General features: G+C 42.2%; 26 protein-coding genes and 1 other RNA gene. 21 read left to right on the top strand and 6 right to left on the bottom strand.

From position 1 onward, the window contains the following. Window positions 1-9 precede the first annotated feature (9 nt). From MK395_RS05215 to trxB, 5 genes are all read left to right on the top strand, one after another. Window positions 10-366, top strand: coding sequence for an arsenate reductase family protein (locus MK395_RS05215; protein ID WP_268711431.1), 357 nt, complete (start codon window positions 10-12; stop codon window positions 364-366). Window positions 367-522: 156 nt separating this feature from the next. Next, on the top strand, window positions 523-1323 hold the full coding sequence (locus tag MK395_RS05210) for an amino acid ABC transporter permease (RefSeq protein ID WP_000219166.1): 801 nt from the start codon (window positions 523-525) through the stop codon (window positions 1321-1323). Continuing rightward, entirely contained in the window at window positions 1323-2066 is a 744-nt protein-coding gene (locus tag MK395_RS05205; protein WP_268711430.1) for an amino acid ABC transporter ATP-binding protein, read from the top strand. Before MK395_RS05210 ends, MK395_RS05205 begins: the two co-directional genes overlap by 1 nt. Before the next feature lie 77 nt (window positions 2067-2143). Continuing rightward, the gene (locus MK395_RS05200; protein ID WP_042767743.1) at window positions 2144-2368 is read left to right on the top strand and encodes a DUF4059 family protein; all 225 of its coding nucleotides are present in this window, start codon (window positions 2144-2146) and stop codon (window positions 2366-2368) included. Between the two features lie 65 nt (window positions 2369-2433). Next, window positions 2434-3345, top strand: a complete 912-nt coding sequence (gene trxB, locus MK395_RS05195; RefSeq protein WP_268711429.1) for a thioredoxin-disulfide reductase — start codon at window positions 2434-2436, stop codon at window positions 3343-3345. A gap of 35 nt (window positions 3346-3380) precedes the next feature. Here trxB and rlmB read toward each other — a convergent pair whose 3' ends face one another. Both rlmB and def read right to left on the bottom strand, forming a co-directional pair. Further along, on the bottom strand, window positions 3381-4109 hold the full coding sequence (rlmB, locus tag MK395_RS05190) for a 23S rRNA (guanosine(2251)-2'-O)-methyltransferase RlmB (protein WP_000855740.1): 729 nt from the start codon (window positions 4107-4109) through the stop codon (window positions 3381-3383). 44 nt (window positions 4110-4153) lie between these two features. Next, window positions 4154-4765 carry a peptide deformylase gene (def, locus tag MK395_RS05185; protein ID WP_084880567.1) on the bottom strand — a complete coding sequence of 204 codons (612 nt, stop codon included), beginning with the start codon at window positions 4763-4765 and terminating at the stop codon, window positions 4154-4156. A 155-nt stretch (window positions 4766-4920) separates the two neighbouring features. On the opposite strand from def, the gene MK395_RS05180 reads away from it, so the two are divergent. The 4 genes from MK395_RS05180 (at window position 4921) to ssrA (ending at window position 8134) form a co-directional block, all read left to right on the top strand. Then, window positions 4921-6240 (top strand): CapA family protein, encoded by a 1320-nt coding sequence (locus tag MK395_RS05180; RefSeq protein ID WP_268711428.1) that lies wholly within the window; start codon window positions 4921-4923, stop codon window positions 6238-6240. A gap of 23 nt (window positions 6241-6263) precedes the next feature. Beyond that, a complete protein-coding gene (locus tag MK395_RS05175; RefSeq protein ID WP_049490760.1) occupies window positions 6264-7091 on the top strand; it encodes a Cof-type HAD-IIB family hydrolase in 828 nt (275 codons plus the stop codon). A 1-nt stretch (window position 7092) separates the two neighbouring features. After that, window positions 7093-7728 (top strand): SGNH/GDSL hydrolase family protein, encoded by a 636-nt coding sequence (locus MK395_RS05170; protein ID WP_268711427.1) that lies wholly within the window; start codon window positions 7093-7095, stop codon window positions 7726-7728. A gap of 58 nt (window positions 7729-7786) precedes the next feature. Then, window positions 7787-8134: a transfer-messenger RNA gene (gene ssrA, locus MK395_RS05165) on the top strand. 130 nt (window positions 8135-8264) lie between these two features. Here ssrA and MK395_RS05160 read toward each other — a convergent pair. The 4 genes from MK395_RS05160 to MK395_RS05145 form a co-directional block, all read right to left on the bottom strand. Then, entirely contained in the window at window positions 8265-9347 is a 1083-nt protein-coding gene (locus tag MK395_RS05160) for a tyrosine-type recombinase/integrase (RefSeq protein WP_268711426.1), read from the bottom strand. A 123-nt stretch (window positions 9348-9470) separates the two neighbouring features. Then, the gene (locus MK395_RS05155) at window positions 9471-9935 is read right to left on the bottom strand and encodes a hypothetical protein (RefSeq protein WP_268711425.1); all 465 of its coding nucleotides are present in this window, start codon (window positions 9933-9935) and stop codon (window positions 9471-9473) included. Window positions 9936-9947: 12 nt separating this feature from the next. Beyond that, on the bottom strand, window positions 9948-10328 hold the full coding sequence (locus tag MK395_RS05150; RefSeq protein ID WP_247936542.1) for an ImmA/IrrE family metallo-endopeptidase: 381 nt from the start codon (window positions 10326-10328) through the stop codon (window positions 9948-9950). A gap of 10 nt (window positions 10329-10338) precedes the next feature. After that, the gene (locus tag MK395_RS05145; protein ID WP_268711424.1) at window positions 10339-10686 is read right to left on the bottom strand and encodes a helix-turn-helix domain-containing protein; all 348 of its coding nucleotides are present in this window, start codon (window positions 10684-10686) and stop codon (window positions 10339-10341) included. Window positions 10687-11363: 677 nt separating this feature from the next. Between MK395_RS05145 and MK395_RS05140 the strand changes: the two genes are divergently transcribed. The 12 genes from MK395_RS05140 (at window position 11364) to MK395_RS05085 (ending at window position 21662) form a co-directional block, all read left to right on the top strand. Beyond that, window positions 11364-11555, top strand: coding sequence for an antirepressor (locus MK395_RS05140; RefSeq protein WP_049506360.1), 192 nt, complete (start codon window positions 11364-11366; stop codon window positions 11553-11555). Window positions 11556-11636: 81 nt separating this feature from the next. Continuing rightward, entirely contained in the window at window positions 11637-11921 is a 285-nt protein-coding gene (locus MK395_RS05135) for a hypothetical protein (protein ID WP_268711423.1), read from the top strand. Between the two features lie 192 nt (window positions 11922-12113). Continuing rightward, entirely contained in the window at window positions 12114-12413 is a 300-nt protein-coding gene (locus MK395_RS05130; protein ID WP_268711422.1) for a hypothetical protein, read from the top strand. A 15-nt stretch (window positions 12414-12428) separates the two neighbouring features. Next, window positions 12429-13709 (top strand): AAA family ATPase, encoded by a 1281-nt coding sequence (locus MK395_RS05125; protein ID WP_268711421.1) that lies wholly within the window; start codon window positions 12429-12431, stop codon window positions 13707-13709. Between the two features lie 21 nt (window positions 13710-13730). Beyond that, window positions 13731-14075: a hypothetical protein gene (locus MK395_RS05120; protein WP_268711420.1), complete on the top strand. Its 345-nt coding sequence runs from the start codon at window positions 13731-13733 to the stop codon at window positions 14073-14075. A gap of 3 nt (window positions 14076-14078) precedes the next feature. Further along, window positions 14079-15197: an ATP-binding protein gene (locus MK395_RS05115; RefSeq protein WP_268711419.1), complete on the top strand. Its 1119-nt coding sequence runs from the start codon at window positions 14079-14081 to the stop codon at window positions 15195-15197. Between the two features lie 45 nt (window positions 15198-15242). Then, on the top strand, window positions 15243-15668 hold the full coding sequence (locus MK395_RS05110; protein ID WP_268711418.1) for a hypothetical protein: 426 nt from the start codon (window positions 15243-15245) through the stop codon (window positions 15666-15668). Window positions 15669-15670: 2 nt separating this feature from the next. Then, entirely contained in the window at window positions 15671-16408 is a 738-nt protein-coding gene (locus tag MK395_RS05105) for a hypothetical protein (protein WP_268711417.1), read from the top strand. 13 nt (window positions 16409-16421) lie between these two features. Next, window positions 16422-16988 (top strand): hypothetical protein, encoded by a 567-nt coding sequence (locus tag MK395_RS05100; RefSeq protein ID WP_268711416.1) that lies wholly within the window; start codon window positions 16422-16424, stop codon window positions 16986-16988. 10 nt (window positions 16989-16998) lie between these two features. Next, window positions 16999-18582: a DEAD/DEAH box helicase gene (locus tag MK395_RS05095; protein WP_268711415.1), complete on the top strand. Its 1584-nt coding sequence runs from the start codon at window positions 16999-17001 to the stop codon at window positions 18580-18582. Between the two features lie 3 nt (window positions 18583-18585). Then, window positions 18586-19377 (top strand): DNA adenine methylase, encoded by a 792-nt coding sequence (locus tag MK395_RS05090; RefSeq protein WP_268711414.1) that lies wholly within the window; start codon window positions 18586-18588, stop codon window positions 19375-19377. 11 nt (window positions 19378-19388) lie between these two features. Beyond that, on the top strand, window positions 19389-21662 hold the full coding sequence (locus MK395_RS05085) for an AAA family ATPase (protein WP_268711413.1): 2274 nt from the start codon (window positions 19389-19391) through the stop codon (window positions 21660-21662). Window positions 21663-21836 lie beyond the last annotated feature (174 nt).

Genomic DNA, 21836 nt, shown 5'->3' with positions numbered 1-21836 from the left:
GAAAAGAAGATGTTAGAATTTATCGAATACCCAAAATGTTCAACTTGTAAGAAAGCAAAAAATGAATTAGATCAACTTGGACTGGAATACCAAGATGTCCACATCGTAGAAGAAACCCCAAGTGAAGACGTGATTTTAAACTGGTTGGAAACTTCCGGTTTTGAAGTGAAACAATTTTTCAATACCAGCGGGATCAAATACCGCGAACTGGGCCTAAAAGATAAGGTGGAAAGTTTGTCAAAACAAGAAGCAGCCAAGCTTCTAGCGAGTGATGGCATGTTAATGAAACGTCCAATTTTGGTGGAGAATGGTGCTGTTAAACAAATCGGCTATAGAAAACCCTATGAGAACTTAGGTTTGAGATAGTTTTTATTTATCTCCTTGATAGGTAAAATATATAGCATCCCTGTTTTAAAGTGTGATAAACTAGAAGATAGACAAAGTCTGAGCAGCCCGTAGCAAATAATTTGCTTGCGAGCAGAAGTATGATAGAATGAATCATTATCAGGAGAGGATGTTTTTATGACGGTTACAACATTTTTAGCATCAGATTGGTACCAAAGTTTGATGCAACTCATTCCGGATGGTAAGCTCTTTAGTTTGCGTTCGGTCTTTGATGGAATTCCAAGGATTGTCCAACAACTGCCTACAACCTTGATGTTGACGCTTGGAGGTGCACTCTTTGGTTTGCTACTTGCCCTAATTTTTGCCATTGTTAAGATCAATCGTGTTAAGATTCTATATCCCTTGCAGGCCTTTTTCGTCAGTTTCTTAAAAGGTACCCCAATCCTAGTTCAACTTATGTTGACCTACTACGGAATACCTTTAGCGCTGAAAGCTATCAACCAACAATGGGGAACTGGTCTCAATATCAATGCGATTCCAGCGGCGCTTTTTGCGATTGTGGCCTTTGCTTTTAATGAGGCGGCTTATGCAAGTGAAACGATTCGTGCGGCCATCCTTTCTGTTAATCCCGGTGAAATTGAGGCGGCACGCAGTTTGGGTATGACGCGAGCTCAAGTTTACCGTCGCGTGATTATTCCAAATGCGGCCGTTGTGGCGACTCCAACCTTGATTAATTCCCTCATCGGTTTGACCAAGGGAACTTCTCTAGCCTTTAGTGCAGGTGTTGTGGAGGTCTTTGCCCAAGCTCAGATTTTAGGTGGAGCTGATTACCGCTATTTTGAGCGCTTTATCTCTGTTGCCCTTGTTTATTGGGTGGTCAATATCGGAATTGAAAGCCTCGGCCGTTTCATCGAGAGAAAAATGGCTATCTCAGCGCCGGATACAGTATCTACAGATGTGAAAGGAGACCTTCGTTAATGATTAAGATTTCGAATTTAAGCAAATCCTTTTCAGGACAGACAGTCTTGAATCATCTGAACTTGGATATCCAAAAAGGTGAGGTAGTGGCTTTGATAGGTTCATCTGGAGCTGGGAAATCAACCTTTCTTCGTAGTTTGAACTACCTTGAAACTCCAGATAGTGGAACGATTCAGATTGACAATTTTAAAGTTGATTTTTCTAAGATTAGCCAAGAAGAGATCCTAACCCTTCGTCGCAAGTTGTCTATGGTTTTCCAACAGTTTAATCTGTTTGAACGCCGAACAGCTTTTGACAATGTCAAGGAAGGTTTGGTTGTCGTTAAGAAATTATCGGACGAGGAAGCAACAAAAATCGCCAAGGAGGAGTTGGCCAAGGTTGGTCTTTCTGACCGTGAAAACCATTATCCTCGCCACTTATCAGGTGGACAAAAGCAACGGGTTGCCCTCGCGCGTGCGCTTGCTATGAAACCAGATGTCTTGCTCTTGGACGAGCCCACTTCAGCCCTTGACCCAGAGTTGGTCGGTGAGGTAGAGAAGTCTATTGCAGATGCTGCCAAGTCAGGTCAGACCATGATTTTGGTCAGTCACGATATGTCTTTTGTAGCCCAAGTGGCAGACAAGGTTTTATTCCTAGATAAAGGGAAAATCATCGAGTCTGGCACACCGGATGAAATCATCAATCATCCGAAAGAAGAACGAACAAAAGAATTCTTCGCTAGTTACAAACGGACTTATATTTGATATAATAGAAAAAGGAAAACTCAGTTAGTTGGACTAGCTGAGTTTACTCTTTAAAAAAGATAGAAACGAGAGAGATCATGCTACTGCATCTATTTTCTTTGTATTTCGAGAGTTTGATCTTAACGGCCATCCTTGTCGTGATTTTTCTGGGGATTTGGATTGGATTGAGAGCCATGTCTGGTGTGGACAAGACAGCCAAAGCTCGCCAAGCTCATCTCTATGATATGATTATGATTGGAGTTTTGGTCGTTCCGGTGTTATCCTTTGCCGTCATGAGTTTGCTCTTGGTTTTCAAGGCATAATCCTTGCGTGACTAGCAAGAATGAGTTAGAATAAAGATAGTTACAACAAGAAAGAAGGAATCGAAATGTACGATACGATTATTGTCGGTGCTGGACCTGCGGGAATGACCGCTGCCTTATATGCTGCTCGAAGCAATCTGAAAGTGGCTTTGATTGAAGGTGGTCTGCCAGGCGGGCAAATGAATAACACATCTGATATTGAAAACTATCCAGGTTATGCCAACATCAGTGGACCTGAATTGGCTGAAAAGATGTTTGAACCACTTGAAAACCTTGGAGTGGAGCATCTTTATGGCTACGTTGAAAATATTGAAGATCAGGGTGACTATAAGAAGGTAATCACTGATGATCAAGTTTACGAAACCCGTACTGTCATCGTGGCAACTGGGTCAAAACACCGTCTTTTGGGGATTCCTGGAGAAGAAGAACTGAACAGTCGTGGTGTTTCTTACTGTGCCGTATGTGATGGAGCCTTTTTCCGTGACCAAGACTTGCTCGTAGTTGGTGGTGGAGATTCAGCAGTAGAAGAAGCTCTCTTCTTAACTCGCTTTGCCAAGACTGTCACTATTGTTCACCGCCGTGACCAACTTCGTGCCCAAAAGGTTTTGCAAGACCGTGCTTTTGCAAATGAGAAAGTCAACTTTATCTGGGATTCTGTTGTCAAGGAAATCAAAGGTGAAAACCGAGTAGAATCTGTCGTATTTGAAAATGTAAAAACAGGTCAAGTAACAGAGCGAGCCTTTGGTGGTGTCTTTATCTATGTTGGTTTGGATCCTGTTAGCGATTTTGTTAAAGAATTGAATATTCAAGACCAGGCAGGCTGGATTGTAACAGACAATCATATGAAAACTAGCGTTGATGGTATATTTGCGGTTGGGGATGTTCGCCAAAAAGATCTTCGCCAAGTAACAACAGCAGTTGGAGATGGGGCTATCGCTGGTCAAGAAGCATACAAATTTATTACAGAACATAGTTAAGAAAAAAGTTTCCAATCAACTGATTGGAAACTTTTTTATAGTCGGTTTCGGAAAACTTCGTACATGAGAATGGCTGCAGCAACACTGGCATTGAGGCTTTGAACATGTCCATTCATGGGAATGGTAATCATCTCATCGACCTGTTTTTTGATGTTGCTGGAGATGCCTTTTCCTTCATTTCCGATGATGAGGGCGATTTTCCCTTTTGTATTCCACTTGTGGCAAGGAGTACCGTTCATATCCGTTCCAAAGGTCCAGAAGCCTTCAGCCTTGAGTTTGTCTAGGGTTTGACTGAGGTTGGTCACTCGGGCAATCGGTACGTGCTCAATAGCACCTGTGGCCGTTTTGGCAACGACAGGAGTCACTCCGACAGCACGGTGCTTGGGAATGATGACACCTGAAACATTGGTCGCATCAGCTGTTCGCAAGATTGAACCCAGATTATGAGGGTCAGTTAGACCATCCAGAATCAATAAAAGTGGATTTTCTTCTTGTCGTGTTTTGGCAAGGATGTGATCCAGCTCGCTATAGGCAAATTCGGACACTCGTAGAACAAAACCTTGGTGGACAGCGCCTTCAGTCATCTCAGACAGGGATTTTTTTGAAGTCCAAGAAATGGATACCTTCTTTTCTGTAGCCAGTTCCTTGACTTTTTCAACATTCTTACCTCGGAGATCTTCTTGGAGGTAAAGTTTATTTCCAGTGTTTGCAAGGAGGGCTTCTGTAACGGCGTGGACGCCATAGACAATATCATTTGTTTTCATGCCTCTATTATAACACAAAACCCCGTCTTGCAACGGGATTTTCTTTATTCGAGGATGAGGAGTCCATCTTTGACAGCAAATGGGTCTTTTTCGTTGATACGATCGTAAAACATGATTCCGTTTAGGTGATCAATTTCATGTTGGACAACGATAGAGTTGTATCCTTTGAGCTTGATTCGGTGTTTTTCTCCATCCTTGTCAAAGTAATCAACAGTGACACGAGCATGGCGGACTACATAGCCAGGTACGTTTCGGTCAACAGAAAGACAACCTTCTCCTTCGCCAAGAGCAGCATCTTGAACAGAGTGAGAGACGATTTTTGGATTGTACATAACAGCTTGCAAGTCGTAGGCTTCCTGTGGAGTTTCACTTTCTTCCACAATATTGGGAACTAAAACAGCGATAACACGTTTTGAGATATCGAGTTGGGGAGCAGCCAGCCCAACACCACCGCGGAGCCCCATTTTCTCAGCCATAACAGGATCTTGGGAATGTTTGAGGAATTGCATCATCTTTTCGCCAAGGATGATTTCCTGGTCAGACAGTGGGAAAGTGACCTCCTCAGCAACTGCGCGTAGAGTAGGGTTTCCCTCACGGATAATATCATTCATATCAATCAAATGAGCAGCTTTTGTAATACGTTCTATAGCAGACATTTTCTCTCCTTTCATTACCTCTACATGATAACACAAAATAGGCGAGAAAGAAAGTCGCAGAAGTTCCTAAAAAATAATATAATAAACGGTATTCCTCTTTTGTCTGTGGTATAATAAAAGAAAAGACTTGCACCAAAAAGCACGGGGGAATAAAGATGGAAAAGCGACAAGATAGACGGTCTCAGGGCTCTCTTTATGGGGTGTGGAGAACTAGTGTGGATTTCTTTCGGAATTATAAATCCTGGACCAATGCCCAGTTTATTATTGTGTTATTGCTTGCAGTTGCCTTATCCATGGGGGGAAACTTATTAGTTCGAGCAGTACAAGGTAGTAAGGGAACAAGCCCTGGTAGCCAAACTCTTGATTCTGCTAGTACATCTGGTCAATCCAAGGAAGATAAGTCTGGTGAAACGACGGCGCGTATCATGGCAAATGGTGACCTTCTCTACCATATCCCCATCTACCGAACAGCTCTAAAAGAAGATGGAACCTATGATTTTCATGAAAATTTTGAGTATGTAAAACCCTGGCTCAAACAAGCGGATTTGGTGATTGGTGACTTTGAAGGAACGGTGAACAAGGACCACTACTTGGCAGGTTATCCTCTCTTTAATGCACCAGGGGAAGTCATGGATGCGATCAAGGATGCAGGCTACCAAGTTCTAGACTTGGCTCATAATCACATCTTGGATTCGCAGCTAGAGGGAGTTGTTTCAACGGCTCAAGCTATTGAAAAGGCTGGAATGACACCCATCGGAGTCTACACACATGAATCCCGAGACCAAGCACCTATAGTCATCAAGGAAGTCAATGGTATCAAGGTAGCTCTCCTGGCCTATTCTTACGGTTTTAATGGCATTGAGCAGTATATCTCTCAAGAGGACTATAATCGCTATCTTTCTGATTTGAATGAAGATAAGATGAAGGCAGAAATCGAGCGTGCAGAGAAGGAGGCGGATATTACTGTCATCATGCCTCAGATGGGAATTGAGTACCAGCTAGAACCAACGGAAGAACAGAAAACACTGTACCACAAGATGATTGACTGGGGAGCCGATATTATCTTTGGAGGGCACCCTCACGTCGTTGAACCTGCTGAAACAGTTGAAAAAGATGGGGACAAAAAACTGATCATCTACTCCATGGGGAATTTCCTCTCAAATCAACGCATTGAAACCATGCAAGATGAGGAAAATGCCAAGTGGACGGAGCGCGGTGTTCTCATGGATGTGACCATTAAGAAAAAAGATGGAAAGACAAGGATTGAAGCTGCCAAAGCGCATCCTACTTGGGTCAATCGAACACCCAAAGGGACTTACTCTCCAGAAGGCTATCCGCTTTTCCTCTATCAGACCTATATCCTAGAGGACTTCATCGAGGGAGGCAGTCACCGTGACAAGTTGGACGAGGCGACTAAGGAACGAATTGACATGGCCTATAAAGAAATGAATGAACATGTAGGGTTGAAGTGGTAGGTACTCGCCCTAAAGGAGATGAGATGACGATTAAATTGATTGCAACAGACATGGATGGAACCTTGCTAGACCCGAGGGGGCAGCTAGATCTACCTCGCTTGGAAAAGATTTTAGATCAGCTGGATCAAAGGGATATCCGTTTTGTCATTGCGACAGGGAATGAAGTCCATCGGATGAGGCAATTATTAGAACACTTGGCGAGTCGAGTAGTTCTGGTTGTTGCTAACGGTGCTCGGATATTTGAGTATGATACATTACTTCAAGCTCAGACCTGGGATGATTCTATGGTTGACAAGGCTCTCCTTCATTTTAAAGGGAGAGAGTGTCGAGATCAGTTCGTCGTTACCAGTATGAATGGGAGTTTTGTCAAGGAAGGAACGATTTTTACAGACCTGGAAAAATTTATGACTCCAGAGATGATTGAAAAACTTTACCAAAGGACCAATTTTGTGGATGAGCTAAACTCAGACCTCTTTGGAGGAGTTCTAAAGATGAGCATGGTCGTTGGTGAAGAACGTTCTAGTTCAGTTTTGCAGGAAATCAATGATCTCTTTGATGGTCGTGTAAGGGCTGTTTCTAGCGGTTATGGCTGTATTGATATCCTGCAAGCTGGTGTTCACAAGGCTTGGGGATTGGAAGAATTACTCAAGCGCTGGGATTTGACATCAGAACAGATCATGGCTTTTGGTGATAGCGAAAATGATGTTGAGATGTTGGAGATGGCTGGAATTGCCTATGCTATGGAAAATGCTGATGATGAGGCCAAGGCAGTTGCAACAGCCCTTGCTCCAGCTAACAGCCAAGGGGGCGTTTATCAGATTCTAGAAAAGTGGTTAGAGAAAGAGGGATAAGGTGGCAGTACAGTTATTAGAAAATTGGCTTCTAAAAGAGCAAGCAAAGATTCAAACCAAGTATCGTGAACTCAATCAGATTTCTCTTTTAGAACCAGATATGATTTTTATCGGCGATTCGATTGTAGAATACTACCCTTTGCAAGAGTTACTCGGGACTGTCAAGACGATTGTTAATCGAGGCATCCGAGGTTACCAGACGAGGCTTTTATTAGAGAATTTGGATGCTCATCTTTATGGTGATGCTGTCGATCAAATTGTTCTCTTAATTGGGACAAACGATATCGGAAAAGATATTCCCATGAATGAAGCCTTGGATAATCTTGAAGGTGTGATTCAATCGCTCAACCGAGATTATCCGCTGTCACAAATAAAGCTTGTTTCTATTCTGCCAGTCAATGAAGGAGAAGAATACAAGCAGACAGTATATATTCGTACCAATGAAAAGATCAGAGAATGGAATCAAGCCTATGAGGCTCTAGCATCCGCCTATATGCAGGTAGATTTTGTGCCGATTTATGATAGTTTGACAGATTCAGAAGGGCAACTTCAATCAACCTATACAACGGATGGCCTCCATCTAAGTGTAGCCGGTTATCAAGCATTATCAGATGCTTTGAAAACGTATCTGTTCTAAAGAATTGGCTTGATTTTGCATTTTTTTTGAAGATAGGTTATAATAGTTCTAACATCCTGGGGTCGTTACGGATTCGACAGGCATTATGAGGCATATTTTGCAACCCGTGTGGCGACGTAAACGCTCAGTTAAATATAACTGCAAAAAATAACACTTCTTACGCTCTAGCTGCCTAAAAACCAGCAGGCGTGACCTGATTTGGATTGCTCGTGTTCAATGACAGGTCTTATGATTAGCGAGATACGATCAAGCCTTGTCTAGTGGTTTGGTAAGAGATTAATAGACTCGCAGTTCCTAGGCTTGAGTTATGTGTCGAGGGACTGTTAAAACAATACATAACCTATGGTTGTAGACAAATATGTTGGCAGGTGTTTGGACGTGGGTTCGACTCCCACCGGCTCCATATATATTTTACATTCTTTCGCAAACCTTTCTAAAACGTTGATAAATCAGCGTTTTTATTTTTATCTTTTTTATTGTTTAGCATTCTTTTTCAAAAAAAGGATACAACAAAGGATACAACGTTTTGCTGTATCCTAGAAATCAATATAATTCGCAAAGCGTTCTCCGATGTCGTCCTTTGCCTGAGTGGTGATATGGGTATATACGTTCATGGTCGTTTTAAGGTCTGAGTGGCCGAGCCGATGTTGAACTTGCTTCAAGGTCATGCCCGCATCGAAGCAAAGACTGGCATGCGTGTGCCTGAATCCGTGGATTTTAATCGGTCGTAGGTCGCTATCTTTCAAGATTGTAAGCAACCATTTTCTTGGCAGACTCCCAGGCATGGGCTTGCCAAACTCAGTTTCAAAAATGTATCTTGTATCTGGATTGCATTCTCTCCATTCTTGCAAGATATTTTTTGTTTTTTCGTCAAGGCTGATCAGACGCTTACTACTTACTGTTTTTGTACGACCTATTTTCTCGCCCTCAAATCCTCGTGTAATGGCTTTATTTATGCTCAGAGTGTTATCGGTCCAGTCATCCCATTCAAGGGCTAAAATCTCCCCTTTACGGGCCCCAGTGAAGGCTAAAATGCGAAAGAGGACTATCTTTTCCAAATCCTCGGTCTGTGCTACTAATTTTAAGAAAGTTTGAAGCTCGTCTTTGTTGTAAAAGTCGCTCTTTTCGTCTGATTTTTTTCGGATAGTCGTAACCACACTATCGACTGGATTTGTATCTAAGTATTCGTGCCTAATAGCATACTTAAAAATATTGTTCATAAGGCCTTTTAGCTTTCGCCCGTAAACTAATTTTCTCGACCATTCGTTGACTTGTTCTTGCATTTGGAGAGGAGTGATAGAAGCTATCTTCCTATCGCCTAAAACTGGGTAGATATGGTTTTCGAAATTCCTTGAAGTCTTTAGATAGGTGCTTTCTTGCACGGTTTCTTTGTATTCTTCAAGCCATTTTTCAGCTATCTCTCTAATAGTTATATTTTTCTTGATCTGCTCAATGTTTTCTATATCGCTTTGAAGTTGTAGGAGTGCTGAACGAGCTTTCGCCTTGGTTTCAAATCCTTTTTTCCTGGCATATTTACTTTTTCCATTCTTTTTGCCAAGATAAACAGTGAATCCGTACGCAGTATCTCCGTTTTTCTTTTTATAAGATTTGATTTCCATTGATTTTTACCTCATTTCTTGATAAAATGGGTATAAGAAAACGACCTTTTGAATGGTTGTTTCTTATACGTAAGTTCCTCACGCTCAGACTCGCCAAAGTTTTGAGAGCGTGGGGCTTTTTTGTTATTCAAATCCTTTGAAACTCTCTAAAATCTTATCTTTTGAGTCAGTTGGGTTAACAATCATAACAACGAAATCACCGTAAATTGTAACAGGCTGATCAAGTAGTTTTTTATCTTTCTTGATTGTCGCAAAGTATGGATTGTTTTCCTCGTACTGATATACTTCTACTGAGCTCCCGTCTGGTAAAACAAATCCTTTACCATCTTTTGCTTGTACTAGCGAAGATGATTTTTCTTGTTCTCGTTCAATGGTAAAACCATTATCTTCTAGCGCCTTCTTGAAGTCATCTAAACTAGTTGCTTTTTTAGAAGCAGGTTTTTCACTCGCCTTTGTTTCTTTAGCCTCAGACTGTTCCGTTTTTGGTTGCTCCGAGCTACCTTTTGTAGCAGATTTATCACTAGAGCAAGCTGCGAGAGCGAAAGTAGCAGTAAGCAAGATAGCTGATGTGGTTAGTAATTTTTTCATAGATACTCTCCTTTAATTTAATAACGCTTGATATTCTTCCTTAACCATAACCTCATCGGCTATGGTTTTTAAATTATACTTTTCCATAAAATGGACATAGTTAAATTCAGATACATCATCCATGGTTTTTAACTCTTCTTCCAGAAGATAATGGATCATATTTCGGTCTGCCTGGAGCTCACACATCTCTCTGTTGAGATTATACTGGTATTGTGAATGCTCCTTGTGGCCAAGTTCGTGTAGGGCTACTTGTTTTTGGTCTTGCTCTGATAGATTGATATCAATAGCAAGAAGCTTCAATGTTGGATTGAAGAATCCTGGACTATGCCAGCCTGTTCCATCAAAGTAGCATAGGTTCACACCCTCCTGGGCGCAAAGCTCTCTTACAGTCATAAATGCACCTCTATTTATTTTTTAAGTGTGCCTCCAAGACCGCTGTAATAAAATCTATATCTTCTTCGGAAAGTGGCTTACCATCGAATAACATAGATTGCGCAGCAATATCTCGAAGGTCAAACGGTGCAGAAGTATCACCGTTGCTTGCAATTGTTGGATTATCCGTGCGTCCAAGTAGATAGTCGGTGGACACATTGAAGTAGTCAGCGATTTCTGAAATTCGTTCAGTGGACGGTTTTGAATTTTTGAGATTATAAATAGTATTCCTACTATAACCAAGTTTTTCTTCCAATAAATTTATTGAAAGCCCTTGCTTTTTGGCAAGTTCTTTAATTCTGTCAAATGTCGGAAACATTGATTTTTCAACCTTTCTGAGAACATGACAAAAAATATTTAATATTTCTCATTAAAACACTTGACAAAGTTAATGCGAAGTATTAAAATAGTTTTTGTAAGTTGATGGGTTAGTAAAAAACGAAGTAAAACTTATCTAAAAACAAAATAGCTTTGGCGGGCAAAAAAGTTGATAGATACAAGGTTTTATCAAGGTTTTTAATTATGCTTTCATTTTAATACTATACATTAATTTTGTCAAGTAATTTATAAAATTTCTAACTCATTTTCTTACAAAACAAAAAGCGTATTCTATCTGCTTCATAGAATACGCTACGGAAATTGTCTGCTCAGGCCAGAAGCAGTGACACTCAACTCTTGGCAAGTATCCGCACCTCGCACTGCAGTTGGTTAAGGATATTCTTCTTTAAAGTCATAATTGTTTTGAGTCTTGCTTACGTTGACTAATCCGGCATAAGTGACTAGCTTTTGCAAAGCGAAGAGTAACCCTTACTGAGACACAGTACCTTTCAAAAATTTTGCCAATTTGCATCAGCTCCTTTCTGTTATAAAGGTAACATTATTATACTAAATGTAAGAAGGCTTGTAAAGGTTTTATTTGCTTAAAAGCCAGAGTAGACAACATTTTCCGTTAAGAATAATCATTTTTTCAACTTACAAAGAAAAGGAGGTGCGACTATGCCAAACATGGATGGTGGACGTCAAAAAATCAGAGATTATCTGAAAGAGCACAATTTGACGATGGCGACGCTAGCAGTACAGTATAGCATGACTCGTCAGGATGTAACGAATATCCTGAATGGTAAGCTGAAAAATCCACAAGCAAATCAGTTCATCGCTCGTGTGATTGAAGATTTTAAAATTCGGTGATACAAAAAGCACCTAACAGAAGTCAGGCGCTTATCAATAAAAACTAACTAAATTATACCACAGAAAGAGAGGAAATAGCAAATGGCTTTGGAATTATTCGGTGAAGATTTCAAAAATGAACTATTTCAGGACCTTGTGAAGCTTAACGTCGAAGCTTTGAAAGAAGCTAAAAGACAAGTCTCAAAGCAAATCATCATGGTGCCAATCAAGGACGTTATGCAAGCGACTGGTTGGGGCAGAAAGCGCATCGAGGATTTTCGAGATCAAGGCAAGTTCAGCTATCAACAAAATGTAAAAGGTGGCAAGTGCTTGTACGACTTGAACGATGTACTACGATTTCAAAGTCAGTTAGCGAAGAGAGGATAGCATGAAATTACTAGCAAAAATTATGACCTACTTTTCGGAAGAGGTAGAAGAAACTAATCTTGACTGGAAAGAAGTCGCTTTAGATCTTAATTAATCACTGATTGAAACACAAGAAAAACTTCAAAATGCCAATCAGCGTATTGCTGATCTTGAAAACATTGTGGCAATCTATAGAGAAAAGGAGAATGCAAAATGATTGAACCGTCATTAACAAGTCAGCTTTTGGGAGTTGGCGCACTGCTAATCGGATTTGTTGGAGCAGGAATCCACACGCACAACATCGACTTGAAGAAAGCCGAAGAAAAGAAAATGCAACAGCAGCATGATGCAGACATCATCCGAGCAAGTCAAGAAGCCTTTGCAAAAGGTCGTGAAACAGAACGCAGAGCAATTCGCGAGAACATCCGCAGACCATTTTCAGGGTTCACATTTGATAACGAGAAGCCAGAGGGCTTGAAGCCTGAATTGATTGGATTGCCTGCGCCAAAATAAATAAAGGAGTAACAAATGGTAACAATCAATAAACTAGAAATTGAAAATGTCAAACGCGTGAAGGCGGTCAAGCTAGAGCCGTCAGCGACTGGCTTGACAATCGTCGGAGGAAATAACAACCAGGGTAAAACAAGCGTGCTGGACGCGATTGCATGGGCGCTGGGTGGCAACAAGTACAAGCCTAGCCAAGCACAACGCGAAGGAAGTACAATCCCTCCTAGTCTTAAAATCACGCTATCAAACGGCTTGATTGTGGAGCGCAGTGGTAAGAACAGCACTCTCAAGGTCATTGACCCTAGTGGTAACAAGGCTGGTCAAAACTTGCTGGATAGCTTCGTGGAAGAACTAGCTATCAATTTGCCAAAATTCATGGAGCAGACTAGCAAAGAAAAGGCGAAAACCTTACTACAAATCATCGGAGTTGGTCCGCAATTGACTGAACTGGAAATGCAGGAGAAAGCCAAATATGACGAGCGCCACGCAATTGGTGTGATTGCTGACCAGAAAGAAAAGTTCGCGAAAGAACAACCATACTATCCGGATGCACCGAAAGAGCTGGTATCTATCTCTGAACTTATCCAACAGCAACAAGAAATTCTTGCAAAGAATGGTGAGAACGCCCGCAAGCGCCAGAATTTGATAGCTATCCAAAATCAACACGCTTCAGCAACTGCAGAAGTGGAACGGCTGGAACAATTGCTGGCTGATGCGAGAACAAAAGAAGAGAAATTGGCTCAGGACTTGGCTATTGCAAATACTGACGCAATGGATCTCATCGATGAATCGACTGAAGAAATCGAAAAGAGCATCGCAGAGATTGACGAAATCAATCGTAAAGTACGTGCTAATCTTGACAAAGATAAAGCCGAAGAAGATGCCAAAGGCTATCGCGAGCAATACAAGGAACTTGACAATGTGATTGCAGACATCCGTAAACAGAAGACAGATTTGCTTACGAACGCAGACTTGCCACTGTCTGGCTTGTCCGTGGATGACGGCGAACTGCTCTACCTCGGTCAGCGCTGGGATAACATGTCTGGTAGTCAGCAGCTGCAAGTTGCGACCGCAATTGTGCGTAAATTAAAACCAGAATGTGGATTCGTACTTATTGATAAGCTAGAGCAAATGGATCAGTTGACTCTTCAAGAATTCGGAGCGTGGCTTGAAAAAGAAGGATTGCAAGCTATCGCGACAAGAGTTTCAACGGGCGGAGAGTGCTCAGTTATTATCGAAGATGGTTACAGCGTCACACCCGAAACAATTCAAACACCGCAAGGGTGGCAAGGCGGATTCTAAAAAAAGAAAGAAGAAAACATCATGAAACATACAGACAAATTCGCAGTATTAAGAAATAAAAAAACAGGAACTTTTATAAACAACTATAAAAGCAAAACAGGAACGTTTGCTTATTCTGTTGAATATACAAATGATCTTAGACGCGCTGCAAAAAATGAACTCAAGGCAATCGAAAACCAAAAAGAAGACTTTGAAAAATTAGCAAACGCGCTCGATTGTGAAATTTTAGTCGTCGAAGCAGAGTACACATTAAAAACGCTAGACGGCAACGAACCGGAAGAGTTAACAGAAGATATTGAAGACGCGAAACGAAAATATATCGAAGGGCTTCTAAAAGGTTTGCTAAACGACAACGTGGAGGACTAAAACATGTATATTACTAGAGGAAAACGGGCGAGAGCTCAAAAGGTAGTTATCTACGGACCGGAAGGAATTGGAAAATCTAGCTTTGCGAGTCAATTCCCAGACCCAGTCTTCATCGATACGGAAGGTTCGACAGATAACATGGATGTGGCACGACTCGACAAGCCAACAAGCTGGACCATGTTAGTCAATGAGATTGCTTTTATCAAGGCAAACCCAACAGAGTGTAAAACGCTCATTGTTGACACAGTCGACTGGGCAGAGCAACTCGCAGTAGCTCACGTATGCTCACAACACGGAAAACAAGGGATTGAAGATTTCGGTTGGGGCAAAGGCTACACCTATGTCCAAGAAGAAATGGGACGTTTCTTGAATAGCTTGTCTGATTTGGTTGATATGGGGATCAACGTGGTATTGACTGCGCACGCTCAAATCAAGAAATTTGAACAGCCAGACGAAATGGGGTCTTATGACCGTTACGAGTTGAAACTTGGTCAAAAGACAGGCTCTAAGACTGCTCCACTCGTAAAAGAATGGGCAGATATGGTTCTATTCGCCAACTACAAGACCTTGGTCATGACGACTGATAACGGCAAGAAAAAAGCGCAAGGTGGTGAGCGCGTGATGTATACCAACCATCGACCAGCTTGGGATGCCAAGAACCGACATGGGTTACCTGATGAAATGCCATTCCATTACGCTGGAATTGCTCATATCTTTGCGAATCAACAAGTGAAACCTATTCCGCCACAACCTCAAGCAGTCGCTCCAGAACCTCAGCAGACTGTTCAGCAAGCCCCTGAGCAAGTTCAAGAAGAATTGCCTCTCGATATGTCGCAGGTAGCTGAAAAACCTCAAAATGAAGCTTCTAGCACGCCACAGACATTACCTGAACAATATCATGCAAGCTTGCCAAAGAGTTTGACGGACCTCATGTCTCAAGGTAACGTGACAGAAGAAGAACTTCAAAAAGTAGCTTACATTCGCGGGCACTTCCCGCTAGGAACTCCGATCGAAAACTTTCCGCCTGATTATTGGGATATGATTGTGGCACATTGGCAGGCAACTATGGAAGTTATTCAAAATCAAGTACGAGCAGACCCTGAATTGCCCTTTACCGTGTAAGTTTTGGGAATTAGAAATCATAGCAAAATATAATAAGGAGTATCTATGAAAAATAAAACTATTAAAATTGATTTGTCAAAAATTGCAAATACAGCCTTACAAGAAAAGGTTGACAAAGAACTTGAAAAAGTCCTTGAGAATATTCTGGATCTCAATACAGAAGCTAAAGCGACTCGCAAAGTTACTATCACACTAACGATGTCAACAGATGATGAACGTACAGTCGTTAAGACAGGTATGGAAGTCAAATCCACTTTGGCACCGCAGAAAGGTGTCGCAACAACTGTCATTGTCGGTCGTGATGACACTGGTAAAATTCACGCAAACGAGCTCAAAAGCGGCATCCCTGGTCAGACTTACTTTGATGACAACGGAGATATGCGGACCGATACTGGCGATCTCATCGAAAAAGTGGAACAACAGGAAAAATCTAAAATCATTGATTACAATCAAAAGAAAGCAGGTAACTAACCATGACAGAAAATCTCAAAGAAGCATTATCTTACGCAGTCGAACTAGCGGGTAAAGAAAAGAAAATCATTCGTTCAGAAACCGGAAAGGAATATTTTGACAGCAATGAATATGACTTACAGGAACTTAACCCTCGTAAGTATGCACCTATCCTTGAACTTCAGACACTCAAAAGTCTAGTTGACTATCTCAAATCAGATAACGATTTCATCAGTAGCCTTAAACTTGTAGTTGTCGTGGACAGTTTCCAAAAAGTATCTGTATATGATCAAGTTGATTTTGAAAATGGTAAACGTCCTCAACTTGTTTCGGTAAGAGCATCTGTCCCAGTTATTCCATTCAGCAATTGGCGTGACCAGGAAGAATTCAACATTATGATGCAGTCTATGTTTATCGATGATGCAGATCGTAATTTGGTTTTGGATTTTGCTAGTCATTTAAAAATCGAAAAAGGTGCAGAAGTACAGGACAATGGCATCAGTCAAATGGCTACGGTTCGCGATGGTGTAGCAAGCCTAGCACAAGCTAAAACTCCAAATCCAGTAACCTTGCGACCATATCGTACTTTCAACGAAGTAGAGCAGCCTGCTAGTCAATTCGTCTTCCGCATCAACAAATCGGCGAGCCTTGCGCTCTTTGAAGCAGATGGGGGAAAATGGAAATTAGAAGCTGTCGAAAGCATCGCAAATTATTTAAAAAATGAACTTGCTAGCAACAAAAAAATTACTATTTTAGCTTAAAGGAGAAATCAACATGACACAACAACAATACAACAACTTTGATCACGAAATTGGCTGGGAAGATACGATTGAAAAAGACTCGGATTTCGTCCTTTTGCCTGATGGGTTGTACTATTTCACAGTCGTTGGCATGGAACGTACACGACACACGCCAAATCCGCAAAATCCAGGTAAACTACCAGCATGTAATAAGGCTATCGTCAGCATCAAGATTGTAGCTAACGAAGGCGAAACAGAATTGCGTCACAACCTATTTTTGCATAGTTCAACCGAAGGAATGCTGTCTGCTTTCTTTGCTGCGATTGGCCAAAAGAAAAAGGGCGAACCGCTTCGCATGAACTGGAATACCATCATCGGCGCAACTGGTGTATGCAAAGTCGGAACACGACAATACAATAACAACAATTACAACGAAGTCAAATCCATGCTCTATCCTGAAGACGTCGATTACACAAAAGTGTTGAACCAGCAACCTGGGCAAACTACACAAACAAGCTACCAGCAACCGCAACAGCCGAATTTTGCACAACAACCACAACAGCCACAAGCACAAGCTGGATACCAAGCTGGACAGTTCTAGGAGGTAAGGGATGCAATTAAGACCTTATCAACAGGAAGCACGTGAGGCTGTTCAAGCTGAATGGGCTAAAGGTCGCAAGCGCACGCTCTTAGTATTGCCTACAGGATGTGGAAAGACAATCGTCTTCTCCAAAATCATTGAAGACCAAGTGAAAGAGGGCAAGCGTGTGCTTGTCCTTGCTCATAGGTCAGAGCTTTTAGAGCAGGCTAGCGACAAGCTAAAGACTGCGACCGGGCTCGGTACAGCCTTGGAAAAAGCGGAAAATACCTCTATCGGCTCATGGTATCGGGTTGTGGTCGGTTCTGTTCAGACCATGCAGAGAGAGAAAAGACTTAGTCAATTTCCTCCCAACTGGTTCGATACGATTGTAGTCGATGAAGCCCATCACGCTATTTCAGACGGTTATCAACGTGTCCTTGGTTATTTTGAACAATCGAATGTATTGGGAGTAACTGCAACGCCTGACCGCGGAGATATGAAGAACCTTGGTTCTTACTTCGACAGCTTAGCTTATGAGTATTCGCTAGTTCAAGCTATCCAGGAAGGGTATCTATCTAAAATTAAGGCCTTGACAATACCGCTCAGCTTGGATTTAACAAACGTCAGTATGTCAGCTGGTGATTTCAAAGCGAGCGATGTCGGAACGGCACTGGATCCATATCTGGAACAGATAGCAGATGAAATGGCCAAGCAATGCGCAGACCGCAAGACAGTCGTATTCTTGCCTTTGGTAAAAACTTCGCAGAAGTTTCGAGATATTCTAAACGCAAAAGGTTTTCGCGCTGCTGAGGTAAATGGAGAGTCCAAGGACCGTGCCGAAGTCTTAGAAGACTTCGAGAATGACCGCTACAACGTTCTTTGTAACTCTATGCTCTTGACTGAAGGCTGGGATTGCCCATCAGTAGATTGCGTGGTAGTGTTAAGACCTACTAAGGTACGTGCCTTGTATAGCCAGATGGTAGGGCGTGGGACTCGCTTGCATCCAGGGAAAGAAGAACTGCTTTTGCTAGACTTCCTCTGGCACACTGAACGCCACGAACTCTGTCGGCCAGCTCACCTTATCTGTGAAACTCCAGAAGTCGCTCAGAAAATGGTTGAGAATATGGAAGAGCAAACAGGTGTCATGCTTGACCTTGAGGATATGGAAGTCAAGGCAACCGAGGACGTTGTCGCACAGCGTGAAGAGGCTTTGGCAAAACAGCTGGAAGAAATGCGCAAGCGTAAGCGTAAACTTGTGGATCCATTGCAATTCGAAATGTCTATCCATGCTGAAGATTTATCGAACTACGTTCCTAACTTTGGATGGGAAATGGCTCCTGCTAGCGATAAACAAATCAAAGCGCTTGAGAAGTACGGCATACTTCCTGATGAAATCGGGAATGCTGGAAAGGCTGCTTTATATTTAGACAGATTGCACAAGCGACAATCAGAAGGTTTAACGACACCAAAGCAGATTCGATTCTTAGAAGGTCGTGGCTTCAAGGATGTTGGTATGTGGCAATTTGACCACGCTAGAAATATGATTGATCGCATTGCTGCGAATGGCTGGCGATTGCCGGCAGGCATGCGACCAGCTGAATATGTACCGGGGTGATGTATGAAATCTCTTTTACGATATCCAGGTAGCAAGTGGAATCTTGCTGGTAGGATAGTAGAACTATTACCTGAACACAAAACCTACCTAGAACCCTATTTTGGTAGTGGTGCGGTATTGTTTACTAAAAAAAATAGCGCTATTGAGACAGTCAACGATCTAAATGATGATGTAGTCAATCTTTTTCAGGTGATACAACAGAAACCTGAGGCGCTGGCCGAAAAAATCTTTCTGACTCCTTACAGTCGAAGGATTTATGACAATGCTTGGGAAGTTCGGCCAGAGAATGAGATTGATAAAGCTCTGAATTTCGTCATACGTTCTGTTATGAGCCACGGCTTTCGAAATATTGAAAAATCTGGTTGGAAAATGGATATTAACGGCAGAGAACGAGCTTACGCAGTCAAACATTGGAATGATCTGCCAGGTTTAATCCAAGAAATGACATTGCGAATAAAGCAGGTTCAGATTGAATGTCGGCCAGCCATCGAACTGATAGAGAAATACAGTCGGGAAGATGTCTGTATGTATGTAGACCCTCCCTACGTTCTCAGTACGAGGACGAGAAAACAATATTCGGTAGAAATGGATGATCGTGACCACGAAGAGTTGTTAGAGGTTTTGAATCAATCCAAGGCCAATATTCTTCTGAGCGGATATGATAGTGACTTGTATAATAAACGCTTGACGAATTGGGAAAGGGTGGAGTTCTCGGCGACTGCAGAAAAAGGGCTACCGAGAACAGAAGTTCTTTGGATGAACTATCAACCAAAGAAGCAATTATTATTATTTTAAAGGAGAAAACAGTGGCAGAGAATGATTTTAATTTGTTGCCGTTGCTGGATTACATCAATCCTGCCACGGTAGACTACCAGACATGGATAAATGTGGGCATGGCCCTTAAACACGAGGGCTACACGGCATCTGACTGGGATAACTGGTCGCAAAACGACAGCCGGTACAAGAAGTTTGAATGTTTCAAGAAATGGGATACCTTCAACGAGGAAGCAGGAACTATCGTGACGGGTGCGACTATTACCCAACTTGCAAAAGAAAACGGCTGGGTGTCGCAATCTGGCTACGATAGCGAGAACGCTCATGAGCTAGGTTGGACAGATACAATTGACCGTGATTATCGTGTCATTGATAAAGATTGGATCGAGGGCAAGGAAATCCACGAGCCGACTATTTGGAATCCAGTTCAGGAAATCATCAAATACCTTGAAACACTTTTTGAAGCTGGCGAAAATGTAGGTTATGTGACCAAATGCTATCCAAAGACTGATGACAAAACGGGAAAGATTGTCAAATGGTTGCCAACCAAAGGAGCTTACGACCGCACAGCTGGTGAATTGATTCAACTCTTACAAGAATGTAATGGAGATATTGGAGGTGTTCTTGGGGACTATCACGAAGAAGCTGGCGCATGGGTTCGATTCAATCCAATGGACGGAAAGGGCGCTAAAAATGAAAATGTGACGGATTTCAGATATGCACTGGTCGAATCCGACAGTATGCCGATCGATAAACAAAACGCCATCTACAAAGAACTTGAATTGCCAATTGCAGCCTTAGTACACAGTGGGAACAAGTCATTGCATGCCATCGTCAAAGTAGATGCTAAGAATTATGAAGAGTATCGGAACCGGGTTGATTATCTTTATAAAATCTGTCAGAAGAACGGAATTATAGTTGATACTCAAAATAAAAATCCAAGTAGACTTTCGCGCATGCCAGGTTTCGTCCGAAATGGTCAGAAGCAATTTCTAGTAGATACCAACATTGGTAAAGCTGATTGGGACGAGTGGTACCAATACATCGAAGACTTGAACGATGATTTACCTGATCCTGAAGGATTGGCCGACAGTTGGGATAATTTGCCAGAATTGGCGCCTGAGCTGATTAAAGGCGTGCTTCGTCAAGGTCATAAGATGCTGATTGCCGGGCCTTCAAAAGCTGGTAAGTCATTCGCTTTGATTGAGATGTCAATCGCTATTGCCGAGGGCAAGAAGTGGCTAGGCTGGGATTGTACGCAGGGGCGTGTCCTTTATGTTAATTTGGAGCTAGACAGACCGTCTGCCTTGCATCGTTTCCGCGATGTCTACCATGCAATGGGATTGGCTCCGCAAAATATCAACAACATCGATATCTGGAATCTACGTGGGAAGACCGTACCGATGGACAAGCTAGCACCTAAGCTCATTCGTCGAGCTTTGAAAAAGAATTATATCGCAGTCATCATCGACCCGATTTACAAGGTCTTAACTGGTGACGAAAACAGCGCGGACCAGATGGCGCACTTTACCAATCAATTCGATAAAGTAGCTACGGAGCTAGGCTCTAGTGTTATCTACTGTCACCACCACTCTAAGGGTTCTCAAGGTGGCAAGAAGTCCATGGATCGCGCTAGTGGTTCGGGTGTATTCGCTCGGGATCCTGACGCGCTTATCGACTTAGTAGAGCTAGAAGTGTCAGAGGAATTACTTACTCAAAGGCTGAATCAGGCAGCGTGCGAAGTATATAAACAGGCTTTGCAAGAGCGAAATAATTCCTATTACCAACAGAATGTCGGGCTAGATGACCTCTTAAGCCCTGCGCAGATGCGGACACATTTCGAGAAAGGCATCCCTGATGTCATGGCTCGTGCTCCTTATGTAGACAAGCTCGAGGAAGTACGCAATAAGGTCCAGATAGCGACTGCGTGGCGAGTCGAAGGCACGCTCCGAGAATTTGCCAAGTTTAAGCCAGTGAACATGTGGTTTAGTTATCCAGTACACGCGCTTGATGAAACAGGCGTGCTTGCGGATATTAAGCTGGACGATGATAAACCGAGCTGGCAAAGAGCTAAAGAAACTCGCAAAAAGAATGCGAAGGAAGATAAAAAGCAAAAGCTGATAGAGTTTGACGAAGCTATCGAAAAAGCAAATTACGGTGAACCACCATCGAAAGAGGATGTGGCCGATTATTTAGGTATAACAGTTAGGACTGTCGAAAGACGAATAAAAACATCTAAAAAATACCAAATAGATAAAAATACAGGCAATATTATCCCTGTAATAAAATCAGCGACAGAACCGTAAAATTCTGGTCGCGTCCTAATAGCGACAGCACTATAAAAATACGGTAGTGTCGTTGTCGCGACAGAACCATGAAATACGGTAGTGTCGTGCGACAGACAACTATATATTATATATATAGATAATGTCCTGTCGTCCATCATGTCCATACCTGTATAGACAGGGTTGCTAAAAACG

It is taken from the genome of Streptococcus oralis (genome assembly GCF_026782085.1).
GTDB classification, from domain to species: domain Bacteria; phylum Bacillota; class Bacilli; order Lactobacillales; family Streptococcaceae; genus Streptococcus; species Streptococcus oralis_DA.
The sequence above is the reverse complement of the archived record's forward strand: the minus strand, read 5'-3'. Positions and strand labels throughout refer to the sequence as shown.

Bases quoted from the DNA above. Each gene is read 5' to 3' on its own strand.
- rlmB (WP_000855740.1), bottom strand. From the start codon at position 4,109: ATGAAAACAAATGATATTGTCTATGGCGTCCACGCCGTTACAGAAGCC.
- MK395_RS05135 (WP_268711423.1), top strand. From the start codon at position 11,637: ATGGCTTTGGAATTATTCGGTGAAGATTTCAAAAATGAACTATTTCAG.
- MK395_RS05180 (WP_268711428.1), top strand. From the start codon at position 4,921: ATGGAAAAGCGACAAGATAGACGGTCTCAGGGCTCTCTTTATGGGGTG.
- MK395_RS05150 (WP_247936542.1), bottom strand. From the start codon at position 10,328: ATGACTGTAAGAGAGCTTTGCGCCCAGGAGGGTGTGAACCTATGCTAC.
- MK395_RS05140 (WP_049506360.1), top strand. From the start codon at position 11,364: ATGCCAAACATGGATGGTGGACGTCAAAAAATCAGAGATTATCTGAAA.
- MK395_RS05125 (WP_268711421.1), top strand. From the start codon at position 12,429: ATGGTAACAATCAATAAACTAGAAATTGAAAATGTCAAACGCGTGAAG.
- def (WP_084880567.1), bottom strand. From the start codon at position 4,765: ATGTCTGCTATAGAACGTATTACAAAAGCTGCTCATTTGATTGATATG.
- MK395_RS05110 (WP_268711418.1), top strand. From the start codon at position 15,243: ATGAAAAATAAAACTATTAAAATTGATTTGTCAAAAATTGCAAATACA.
- MK395_RS05100 (WP_268711416.1), top strand. From the start codon at position 16,422: ATGACACAACAACAATACAACAACTTTGATCACGAAATTGGCTGGGAA.
- MK395_RS05210 (WP_000219166.1), top strand. From the start codon at position 523: ATGACGGTTACAACATTTTTAGCATCAGATTGGTACCAAAGTTTGATG.
- MK395_RS05200 (WP_042767743.1), top strand. From the start codon at position 2,144: ATGCTACTGCATCTATTTTCTTTGTATTTCGAGAGTTTGATCTTAACG.
- MK395_RS05175 (WP_049490760.1), top strand. From the start codon at position 6,264: ATGACGATTAAATTGATTGCAACAGACATGGATGGAACCTTGCTAGAC.
- MK395_RS05155 (WP_268711425.1), bottom strand. From the start codon at position 9,935: ATGAAAAAATTACTAACCACATCAGCTATCTTGCTTACTGCTACTTTC.
- MK395_RS05145 (WP_268711424.1), bottom strand. From the start codon at position 10,686: ATGTTTCCGACATTTGACAGAATTAAAGAACTTGCCAAAAAGCAAGGG.
- MK395_RS05120 (WP_268711420.1), top strand. From the start codon at position 13,731: ATGAAACATACAGACAAATTCGCAGTATTAAGAAATAAAAAAACAGGA.
- MK395_RS05105 (WP_268711417.1), top strand. From the start codon at position 15,671: ATGACAGAAAATCTCAAAGAAGCATTATCTTACGCAGTCGAACTAGCG.
- MK395_RS05130 (WP_268711422.1), top strand. From the start codon at position 12,114: ATGATTGAACCGTCATTAACAAGTCAGCTTTTGGGAGTTGGCGCACTG.
- MK395_RS05095 (WP_268711415.1), top strand. From the start codon at position 16,999: ATGCAATTAAGACCTTATCAACAGGAAGCACGTGAGGCTGTTCAAGCT.
- MK395_RS05115 (WP_268711419.1), top strand. From the start codon at position 14,079: ATGTATATTACTAGAGGAAAACGGGCGAGAGCTCAAAAGGTAGTTATC.
- MK395_RS05215 (WP_268711431.1), top strand. From the start codon at position 10: ATGTTAGAATTTATCGAATACCCAAAATGTTCAACTTGTAAGAAAGCA.
- trxB (WP_268711429.1), top strand. From the start codon at position 2,434: ATGTACGATACGATTATTGTCGGTGCTGGACCTGCGGGAATGACCGCT.
- MK395_RS05160 (WP_268711426.1), bottom strand. From the start codon at position 9,347: ATGGAAATCAAATCTTATAAAAAGAAAAACGGAGATACTGCGTACGGA.
- MK395_RS05205 (WP_268711430.1), top strand. From the start codon at position 1,323: ATGATTAAGATTTCGAATTTAAGCAAATCCTTTTCAGGACAGACAGTC.
- MK395_RS05090 (WP_268711414.1), top strand. From the start codon at position 18,586: ATGAAATCTCTTTTACGATATCCAGGTAGCAAGTGGAATCTTGCTGGT.